This is a genomic window from Peribacillus sp. B65 (assembly GCF_058513295.1).
This window is the reverse complement of the sequence record NZ_CP195840.1, coordinates 4626910-4636239: the sequence shown is the minus strand read 5'-3', so window position 1 is coordinate 4636239 and position 9330 is coordinate 4626910. Positions and strand designations below refer to the sequence as shown.

The window sequence follows — 9330 nt, the reverse complement described above, 5'->3', positions numbered from 1 at the left end:
CCCATCTACATCTTTTCCTAATTCAATCTTTTTTGTTTTACTAAATTCAATATTGAAATTCTCTGGATTGCCACCAATTGATTGAGCTACGTTATATTTATATATACCTTGCCAAGTAAGATTGCCACCGGATTTGCCCACATGACTATTTGCAGGATCGCCTGTCGGACTCGTCCAGAGCTTTAACATGCCTGTATCCATACTCATCGTAAGGGAGGTGCTTAAATTATTTAATGCTTGTTTTTTCACTGAGGACAAGACAACATTCTCAGGAGTATTAAAGTCAATGGTGGTTGGTTTATTTTCCACTTCCAAAGCATGACCGTCTTCTGTAGTTACATGGAGTTTCGCTTGATTATTGATCTGTGCCGGTCCATAAAGCGAAACCATTGGGTATGAATCCGTACCAGATCTATTCATCTGTACATCTGCACCGGCATCCACGTTAAATGACTTAAACTTCCCAGATCCGGTAACTCCTTTTTTTCCATCAATCTCTAGCTTTGCATTAGCCCCAATGGAAAAATCTGCATCACCGCCTGTTGCATAAAATACTCCATACCCGCTCTTACTTGTAAAAATTTTCACATTCGCATTTGGTGCGATCTTAAATTGAGGTTCTTTTGTAACCGACCAAATAAGAGAGTATCCATTATTATGGCTTATTTTGGTTTCACCATCGATTTCCACACTTCCGGTTTCTGCCATCTCATGGGCAGGTGAGGATCCCGGCATTGTAGTATTATTAATATCTATGTCGTTTACTCCTTTGAAAACAGCTATCCCGTTACGGTTCCAGATTAATTGTGGCCCACTGTAGTTTACATTTTCGAATATTTGCTCTACATTTTTTGTTACATCATGTATTGTAATGAGACCGTAATAGTTCTTTCCTTTAATATTTACGTTTTTCACATGGACACTGCTTAATATTTTACCGTTGGCATAGATACCACCTGACGCTCCTACAGCTCCCGTTTCCGATAATGTATGGTCATTTCCTTCGATCACGATTTCCGATTTTGCCGGGTGAATTTTAATCGCTCCGCTGATATCAATGTTTTGTCCAAGATGGATCGCAGTAATTCCGTTATCCGTTTCTAAGGCTGCCTTCAACTCTTGAAAATTATTGACGACTGCTTCATTTACCATCATTTTTGAAGCTGCTTTCCCAGAAGATTTAGTTTCGTTTGTTTGTGTACGAGCTTCTTGATTTTTCACCCCAGACTCTTGTGAATTCGAACTTTCCTCATTCTTTGGTGTGGATAGTTCTTCTGCAAATCCTGCACTTGGCATTAATAGAGTACTTGCTAATAGAAATGATGTTGTCATAACGTTAATAGGTTTTAACATTTTACTTTTCTTCATAAAAGAAACGCTCCTCTAAAAAAAATTTTACTTACAAGATTAATAATACTTTTTTTCGAGAAGTACCTCGTTCCAATAATGATCCATAAAAAATCATTTTAGGAACCACATTTGGGCATTAAACGTCAATTTTAATGTGATTATTTTCATTTATGGTGATGAGTTCCATCGGGTGAAATGATCCTGCATTTTATAAAAGCATGTCCTCTCATCAAATCCCTTCGTTTAAATCCATAAATTTAAAGATTCTTTTAGGGCTACAATCATTATGGTTACATAACTAAAAAAATGTGATAAAAGAAACCATTGGTTCCGTCTTATCACATTTACGCTTGAAAGGATTTATCCTTTACATTCCCTGAAGAGTTTCTTCTATTTTTCTTATAGCTCATTGTCATAACGTTCCGTCGGATTACATGACCATATATATCACCCAACGCACTTAGTACACGCCATAGAACTTTTCACCGTAATCTCCTTACATACCACTTTTACTTTTATTCACCCTTTTTTCCATGGGCACTTTTAAGAAAGGATAGTGAAGTTATTAAAATAAGGGTGATTTTCAGCGTATTTATTTCCTGTTTATTTAATAAAAGATACATCAGAAATAAGACTAAAAAGGCTTGAATAAAATAGATCCTGTATTTCAATAGGGTGAACCAAGTTTGTGACACCCATAGTAATAAAAAGTTATATTGCTTCGACATCATCTTTCTCCTTTATCATGATGTTGATATTATCCAGATTTAGTTTCTGGCATCATTATATACAAATAGGCTAGTGTCGGTATTTCATAAAGTAAAATCATTCATTCAGAAAAGAAATGCAGTCCATTTTTCATTGGATTTCGAAAAAGCAGGTGCAGATTAGAGGGCGGCTGATTTTACTACCGAAGAACTAGCGTTGGATTAAATGCATAAGGATAAAAAGGAAGAGTGGGCATCGCAAATAAAATCGAATGGCTATTGAGGAAAACAGACCTACTAATATTCACTTCACCTGTACTTTTGATTTCTTAAAGGACCGAAAAAATTATTCATAAAAAACCAGCCTGCCCCCTGGGATCATAGGGAACAGGCTGCCAGAGGGGTTATCAAAGGCACAATTTTTTGAAACCGCTCAGAGATGGGTCTTCTGCAATGGGGTTTTTGGGAAGGGTCCTCACTGCTACTTTATTTTATAATATATTCCAAGTCATAACGTTTCAAAAATGAAATGAGATAAACCATTTTTTATATTGCGCCTTCCCGTAAGAAGTTATCTTAGCAGGTGAAGAAGGGGTGGAACGGAGTGTCATGAACGAAAACCGTAACTTCATATCTTTAATTAATGAGCAAATGCTATTCATCTGCCTCATAGGGAGATTTGTTTAGAATCCTTCGATCAGTCACCAACTGGAACTGAATGATTTTAAATCAGATTGATCGATTAATAAAAAAAGATTGTAGAGAGAATGACGCCTTCCCTACAATCCCGAACAAGCTAACTTATTTCTTCAAGCATACTTCTTACTTTCCTCGTCTTTAAAAAAGCTCTTCATTGCATGGAAAACGTCAGCCTTTTGTTTAAGGATATAGTACCTGAATTTTTCATTATCGATGTTCTTATAAGCTGTCATCAATGTCGAATGACGATTGTATTGATTGACTTCCCCGTATCCGAACATATTGGAAACCTTCATGAGTTCTTCAACAAGCTTAACGCAGCGGACGTTATCGGATGTTAGGTTATCACCATCGGAAAAGTGAAACGGATAGATATTAAACTTCGCGGGGTCATATTTATGATCAATAAGTTCTAATGCTTTTCGGTATACGGACGAACAAATCGTACCGCCGCTTTCCCCTTTTGAAAAGAAATCCTCTTCCGGAACAACTTTCGCTTCTGTATGATGGGCTATAAACTCGATTTCCACGGTTTCATATTTTGTCCGCAAGAAGCGGTTCATCCAAAAGAAAAAGCTTCGAGCCATATATTTTTCCCATAACCCCATACTTCCGGAAGTATCCATCATTGCCAGTACAACTGCTTTGGAATCAGGTTTCTGAATCTCATTCCAAGTTTTGAATTTAAAATCTTCCTTATAAATAGGATGAAAACCTGGGTCCCCCCTTAAAGCGTTCCGTTTGAAAGCCGATATCATCGTTTTCTTTTTGTCGATATTCCCCATTAGGCCTGTCTTGCGGATATCGTTGAATTCGATGTGTTCAAGCGTGTGCTCCGCGTGTTCTTTCTTCTGAAGATTAGGGAGTTCCAATTGGCTGAACAGGGCTTCCTCCAATTCCATCATCGACACTTCGGCTTCATAATAATCCTCGCCAGCCTTGTCACCTGCACCTTGGCCCTTACCAGCCCCGGCATCGGACGGTGAGCCATCCCTCGCGACTACATCCCCCACTTTACTGTCTCCATCGCCTTGCCCAACATGTTTGTTTTTATCATAGTTATAACGAATTTTGTATTCATCCAAGGAGCGAATGGGAATCTTGATAACATCCCGGCCATTGGACATCACGATGCTTTCTTCTGAAATTAGATCAGGCAAATTATTCTTGATCGCTTCCTGCACCTTTTCCTGATGACGTTGTTGATCATCATAGCCTTTCCGATGGAGGGACCAATTTTCCTGTGAGATAACATACTGTTGATTACTCTCTTCCGACATTCTCTTCCCCCCTTAAAAATGTTTGCACGCTTTTCATCATTCCTTCATATAATAAATTAGTGTGGGAAAGCCCACATCATTCCGGTTTTCCAATCAAAAATACAGTGCGAAAAAACGGATTAAAAGAAAAGTATTACTCTATCTTATGCAGCGATGCTGGATAATTTACAACAAAATTCAATAATGGACGTTTACCTACGAACTAGACAAGTCCTGACATGGGCATTAGAGGCCCTTTAAAGTTTTTTTAAAAAATGCTACTGCAAAATAAATATTTCAAGAAAACGAACAGACCTGATGATCATCAGGTCTGTTCGCTTTAAGCGGGTTTCATTTTTCGGATAATAGGATTATTAAAATGCCAGCGTAATTAATGAAATACAACAAAAAGGGTGCACCAGCAGTTTTTCTGGACACCCTTTTACACAGATAGAATGATTCTGGTTGTGATATTCGTCAATCTTCATCTTCCTCTATTTCATGTTGAACTGTACCTGGGCGTTTATCCCACTCTTTCAATTCTTCATTCGTCCTTTGATTTTCCATCTGCTTTCCAAGTTCTTTCATCTCTTCATAATCCTTAGCCATGGAGCTATTTTCCGGAACATGTTCTTTTTTCAATTCCTCTTTACTCATTTGCCATCACCTCTACTTATTGATACCCAATATTTCCAAATCCAAAACGTAACATATCTAATGGAAATATGGGGTATAGATAAGACATTATGAGCTAATGTAAGGAGGTGCAAGAAGTATGCAAACAACTACCCTTTATGTAAAGGAAGCAACGTCAGAAGGACCGATTTTAAATCTGGAGTCCATACTTTTGAAAACGGAAGGTGTGGAACGCGCGATCATCGATGTTGATGATGGGGAAATTAAAATCGATCATAGCGAAGAAAAACTATCACCGAATCAACTGATTACACTTATTGAACAGTATGGTTTGAATGTAACTAAATAAAAATCAAAGCACCGGACTCCCTCCATTCAGAAGGGCCCGGTGCTTTAATCTCTTGCCTTCTATAATCACCCTTTAACAAAAGATGCATGATTTCAAGGGAATTCAGAAGTCCACCTTTCTTTCATTTACCTTCCGCAAAAGGCCATAAACCCCTGCCCGATTGGGGGCAGGGGCAAAAAAGTATGGATTACCGATTTAACAAGCTTCCCACATAGCGCAGCAAATCATTGGCTGAGGTGGAATTATAACCGTGCTCGTCGATAAGTCTCGTGATGACCTCGTTCACTTTCTTCAGTTGCCTTTCGTCTGGTGTCTTCGTTGAAGTAGTGATCTTTACGACATCCTTCAAATCAGCAAATAGTTTTTTCTGGATTGCTTCCCGTAAACGATCATGGGAATTATAATCGAATCTCTTACCTTTACGCGCATATGCAGAAATGCGAATCAATATTTCTTCGCGGAATGCTTTTTTTGCATTCTCGGAAATTCCAATTTGCTCTTCAATCGAGCGCATCAGTTTTTCATCTGGATTGATTTCTTCCCCAGTCAATGGATCACGCAGCCTTGATTTATTGCAGTATGCTTCGACATTGTCCAGATAATTATCCATGAGGATCTTCGCCGACTCTTCATATGAATAGACAAATGCCTTTTGGACTTCATTTTTTGCAATGGCATCGTATTCTTTACGTGCCAGTGAAATGAAATTCAAATACCTCTCCCGAAGTTCGTTCGTAATGGACGGATGCTGGTCAAGACCTGCTTTTAATGACATAAGTACATCCAACGCATTAATGGACGGGTTTTCCTTACGAATGATCGTAGAGGAAATCCGGTTAATTACGTAACGCGGATCGATTCCGCTCATGCCTTCGTCCTGATATTCTTTTTTCAATTCATTGATGTCTGCGGAATTAAATCCTTCGACATTTTCCCCATCATAAAGCCTCATCTTTTTCACTAAATCGATATCGCCCTTTTTGGGATCCTTCAATCGTGTCATGATGCTGAAGATTGCCGCCACCCTTAATGTATGCGGAGCTATATGAACATCCGAGACATCACTTTCACGAATCATTTTTTCATAAATCTTTTCTTCTTCGGTAACCTTCAGATTATATGGAATCGGCATGACAATGATACGGGAATGCAATGCTTCATTTTTCTTATTGGAAATGAACGCTTTATACTCCGTTTCATTCGTATGGGCCACAATGAGTTCATCGGCACTGATCAATGCAAAACGTCCTGCCTTAAAATTCCCCTCTTGTGTCAATGATAGCAAATGCCATAAGAACTTCTCATCACATTTCAGCATCTCCTGGAACTCCATCATCCCGCGGTTCGCCTTGTTCAGCTCACCATCAAAACGATAGGCCCGCGGATCTGATTCGGAGCCGTATTCGGCAATGGTCGAAAAATCGATGCTGCCCGTCAAATCAGCGATATCCTGTGATTTTGGGTCTGAAGGACTGAACGTTCCAATTCCAACACGCTTATCCTCCGAAAGGAAAATACGCTCGACCATCACATCTTCAATCCTGCTTCCATACTCCTGTTCTAACCTCATTACATTCAGCGGCGATAGGTTTCCTTCTATCCTTATTCCATATTCTTCAAAAAAATCATTCCGTAAATATTGAGGAATGAGATGCAGTGGATCTTCATGCATCGGGCATCCTTTTATTGCATAAATGGCACCAGTGTCTTTTAATGAATAATTTTCAAGTCCACGCTTCAGTAAAGAAACGAGTGTGGACTTCCCGCCTGACACAGGACCCATTAGAAGCAATATCCGCTTACGGACATCGAGCCGCTTTGCCGCCGGATGGAAATATTCCTCGATGAGCCTTTCCAGTGAATCTTCAAGGCCAAACAACTGACCGCTGAAAAAATTGTATTTCTTTGTCCCATTTACTTCCTCTATCCCTGCATCTCTGATCATGTTGTATACACGTGAATGAGCAGATTGAGCAACTAAAGGCGTTTCTTTCAATATTTCTAAGTACTCTGCGAAGGTGCCTTCCCACTTCAGCTTCTGTTCATCTTCTCTAAATTTTTCGATTTTCTTTAAAATATCCATTAAGGAACCTCCCCCTGTCACTTTCAGAGAATACTTAAATCTATGCTCCAAGTCTGACAAACATGTCAGACTTTAAAAAGTCGCCGGCCATTGTTTCGAATAGCCCTTGGCTCTCCAGTATCGAAAAAGGCTTAATCATTGAAGAATTGAGGACAATTATGCTGACAAGAAAAATTGTGTGCACTCCTGCTAAAAATTAGGGTATACTAAGCCTATACTTAAGTGGGACAATATGGGTAAAGGGAGGTCACAGCATGGGCACAGTTATTATCGTTGGGGTTGCTATTACATTTTTAGCCGCTATCTTCACTGCCGGGTATAATGATAAACCAGGTGTGAAATAAAAAAATAACAGCCTTTCTTAAATCCAAAAAGGGGACAGCAAATTAAATTTGCCGTCCCCTTTTTTTCACCCTCATCGATATTAATAGTTAGAGCATGCCAATCAATGAAGTGGCTACACCATTTATACAGCGTCCTTTTTTTCAGTGTGAGCGGCAATGTTATTCTCCATCGATCTCAAGTCTTCATTTACTTTTTGTCCTTGTTCCAAATATTCTGTTTGGAATCCGCTCTTTATTGCCCAGCTATAAAACCCTAGAGATAAACATGTTATGAGGACCATATCCCAACCAAATGGGATTATGTTTAGTCCACCAAACTTTTCACTGCCTAAGTATGAAATGGTCATCATACAGAGTAAGTAAACAACCATCCAAACCCCAGCCAAGAAGTTTTGACGGAATCCCTTCCAATTGATTTTTGCTTGATAATAGAAATAAACGGGGAGACCAATCATAATGATAAATAATACTTGTCCTGTCAGTGGCCACCTTGCCCAATATAAAACCAAAGAAGCAAAAACAAAGCCAAGCGGTGCAATGATACTTAATCCTTTTAGACGTAATGGTCTGTATAAATTCTGACCGGTGCGCCTTAATGTCATAACAGTAACTGGACCTGTAATATAAGAAACTAATGTCGCAACCGAAATAACCTCTGCCAATACTCCCCAGCCTCTAAACATAAATAAAAATAAGAAGGATACACCTAGATTAAAAAACATGGCTTGACGAGGGATACCATAAAGTGGATGAAGTTTTCCAAATACGCTTGGCAAATATTTATTCTTTTCCATTCCATAAAGCATTCTTGACGTTGTCGCCGTGTATGTTATTCCCGTCCCGGAAGGAGAAATAAAAGCATCAACGTATAGTAAAATAACTAACCAGTTTATACCTAGGACTATTGCTAAATCAGCAAACGGTGAATTGAAATTCAAATGTTGCCATCCGTTCACAATCATGGACGGATCAACTGCCCCAATAAATGCAATCTGTAATAAAACGTAGATAACCGTTGCAATTAAGATGGAGCCTATTACTGCAAATGGAATCGAACGTCCAGGATTCTTTGCCTCACCTGCCATGTTAATCGGACTTTGAAAACCGTTAAATGCAAAGATGATACCAGAAGTTGCTACAGCAGTAAGCACACTTGCCCAACCATTAGGAGCGATACTTCCTGCAGAGGTAAAATTAGATCCATGAAAACCGGCAAATAAAAGTGAGCCGATCGTCAGTCCAGGTATAATAACCTTAAAGACTGTAATAAATGAATTTGCTTTTGAAAACAAACTAACTGTCCAGTAATTCAATAAAAAATAGACGACCAATAATGCAGAAGCAATTGCCAAGCCTGTCCCAGTTAGACTCCCATTTTCTACTAAACCATGTGTCCACTCCGCCCATTTCCATGGCCATGAGCTCATATATTGAACAGAAGCAATCGCTTCGACTGGAATTACAGAAACAATTGCGATCCAGTTTGCCCAACCTGCAAGAAAACCTATAAACGAGCCATGAGAGTATTGCGTATATTTTACCATCCCCCCAGCTTCAGGAAACATTGCCCCTAATTCACTGTAAGATAGTGCGATAAATAAAATAACAACCATCCCGATAATCCAGGAGATAATGGCAGCCGGTCCTGCGATTTGTGCCGCTTTCCATGCTCCGAATAACCAACCTGAGCCAATAATTGACCCGAGTCCTACCATCGTTAACGAAAACGTACCCATCTTTCGCTGCAAATTATTCATATGTTCATCACCATGCTTTCCAAATTTCATTCTTTATAATGACGTTCTTAACTGATTTATCAATTGTTTCAAGTTCGTCCAATTGATTCTTGAAGTGATTGCTGAATTGCATCACCTCTTGCTAAGTTTAGTGAATTGTAATGCAA

At 39.1% G+C, this 9330-nt stretch carries 6 protein-coding genes; 1 reads left to right on the top strand and 5 read right to left on the bottom strand.

The annotated features are described in order from the left end of the window. From ACSR9O_RS22645 to ACSR9O_RS22635, 3 genes are all read right to left on the bottom strand, one after another. Positions 1 to 1368 (bottom strand): pectate lyase-like adhesive domain-containing protein (locus ACSR9O_RS22645; RefSeq protein ID WP_491725140.1); only part of this gene is annotated, 1368 nt, incomplete at its 3' end. 1498 nt (positions 1369 to 2866) lie between these two features. Further along, the gene (yhbH, locus tag ACSR9O_RS22640) at positions 2867 to 4036 is read right to left on the bottom strand and encodes a sporulation protein YhbH (RefSeq protein WP_101223356.1); all 1170 of its coding nucleotides are present in this window, start codon (positions 4034 to 4036) and stop codon (positions 2867 to 2869) included. A gap of 456 nt (positions 4037 to 4492) precedes the next feature. Beyond that, positions 4493 to 4672, bottom strand: a complete 180-nt coding sequence (locus tag ACSR9O_RS22635) for a hypothetical protein (protein WP_098370934.1) — start codon at positions 4670 to 4672, stop codon at positions 4493 to 4495. Between the two features lie 118 nt (positions 4673 to 4790). Between ACSR9O_RS22635 and ACSR9O_RS22630 the strand changes: the two genes are divergently transcribed. After that, complete coding sequence (locus tag ACSR9O_RS22630) at positions 4791 to 5000, top strand: metal ABC transporter ATPase (RefSeq protein ID WP_034315156.1); 210 nt, start codon at positions 4791 to 4793, stop codon at positions 4998 to 5000. Between the two features lie 187 nt (positions 5001 to 5187). Here ACSR9O_RS22630 and ACSR9O_RS22625 read toward each other — a convergent pair whose 3' ends face one another. Beyond that, entirely contained in the window at positions 5188 to 7083 is a 1896-nt protein-coding gene (locus tag ACSR9O_RS22625; protein ID WP_207437311.1) for a PrkA family serine protein kinase, read from the bottom strand. A gap of 466 nt (positions 7084 to 7549) precedes the next feature. Beyond that, positions 7550 to 9184 (bottom strand): glutamate/serine transporter AimA, encoded by a 1635-nt coding sequence (aimA, locus tag ACSR9O_RS22620; protein WP_491725501.1) that lies wholly within the window; start codon positions 9182 to 9184, stop codon positions 7550 to 7552. Between the last annotated feature and the right edge of the window lie 146 nt (positions 9185 to 9330).